Below are 1,530 nucleotides of genomic sequence, written 5' to 3'. Positions count from 1 at the left end.
CTAACGCGGGGGTTCGAACGGACCAACTTCCGCAAGTGGGAGCAGCGTCGGGTATGCCCGACCGGTCAGATCGCCGTTGGCGTCGTGGTGTACTACCGCGACGAGTACCGCGACAGCGTCACCGGCCTCGGACTCCAGTGCCAGCGGGCCACCGACACGCCGATCTAGGCGACGCGCATCTCCAGCTCAGGGCTCAGAACGTCCCCTGCGCCTTGAGCTGGAGGTAGCGGTTGACGGCATCCGGCGTGAGATGCTCCGGCGACGTCAGGAGCGCGCCGATGCCGTGCCGCTCCAGCGTCCGCACGATCTCGCGCTTCTCCTGGGCCAGCGACCGCGCCGTCGCCTTGACGTAGACGTCCTCCAGGCGCTCGGCGGGCGCCGCCAGCAGGTCGCGGATGCCCGTGTTCTCGAATAAGACCACCACGAGGCGATGGGCCCGCGCGATGCGGCGGAGGTACGGAAGCTGCCGCTCCAGGCCCGCGACCGTGTCGATGTTGGTCATGAGCAGGATCAGGCCCCGCTGGCGCAGGCGCGTGCGGATCACCGCGTAGAGCCCCTCGAACGACGGATCCTGGAACCCCGGGTCGAGGCGGTAGAGCGCGTCGAGCAGGACGCCGAGTTGGCCCCGCTTGCGGTCGGGCGGCACGACCGTCCGAACCTCGCGGTCGAAGGCCACCAGGCCCGCGCGGTCTTGCGTCCGCAGCGCCGTGTTGAGGACGACGAGCGACGCATTGATGGCGTGGTCGAGGAGCGTGAGACTGTCGAACGGCGACCGCATCGCCCGGCCCATGTCGAGCGCCACCATGACCGGCTGCTCGCGCTCGTCCTGGTACGTGTTCACCATCAGGCGCGGTCCGTGGACGCTCCGCCGCGCCGTCGCTTTCCAGTTGACCGCTCGGCGATCGTCGCCGGGGACATACTCGCGGATCTGGTCGAACTCCATCGTGTGGCCGCGCCGCCGCACGCGCTTGACCCCGATCTCGCGGAGCCGGTTGCGGTCGGCCAAGAACGCGTACCGTCGCATCTGGACGATGGACGGGTAGACGGCCGCCTCTCCCCCGCTGGCGGCCACGAACCGGCGCGCGACCAGCCCGAGGGGCGTCGAGGCGTAGACGAGCAGGCGGCCGAAGGCATAGGCGCCCCGCGTCGTCGGGCGGAGCGAGTAGGCGAACGCCCCCGCACCGCGCGCCGCCAGCGGGACCTCCACGCCGTCGCCCCGCTCCTGAAACTGAACCGGCACCTCGTCGATGACGCGGGCGGTGATCGGGACGGGGTACGTGCTCCGGAGCGAGACCTCGATGGCATTCTCATCTCCCAGCGAGAGCTTCTCGGGCACGGCGCGCTCTCCCTCCACCCGCCCGCCCGACGCCCACAGCACGAGCCCATCGGCCACCAGGAGCACGGCGAGCCCCAGCGCGGCCACCTGGACGACGGGCAACAGGACAGGCACGAAGTAGGCCGCGACGAACCCGGCCACCAGGCCACCGGTGGCCCAGAACGGCCGCGCCGTCAGGAACACGTCGCGGAGCG

1 protein-coding gene is annotated in these 1,530 nt (G+C 70.9%); it reads right to left on the bottom strand.

All coding sequences use genetic code 11. The features are described 5' to 3' along the window. Positions 1-193: 193 nt before the first annotated feature. A partial coding sequence (locus AAGI91_17900; GenBank protein ID MEM1044488.1) for a DUF58 domain-containing protein occupies positions 194-1,530 on the bottom strand: 1,337 nt, incomplete at its 5' end.

This window comes from Bacteroidota bacterium (genome assembly GCA_038746285.1).
Classification (GTDB): Bacteria; Bacteroidota; Rhodothermia; order Rhodothermales; family JANQRZ01; genus JANQRZ01.
The sequence above is the reverse complement of the archived record's forward strand: the minus strand, read 5'-3'. Positions and strand labels throughout refer to the sequence as shown.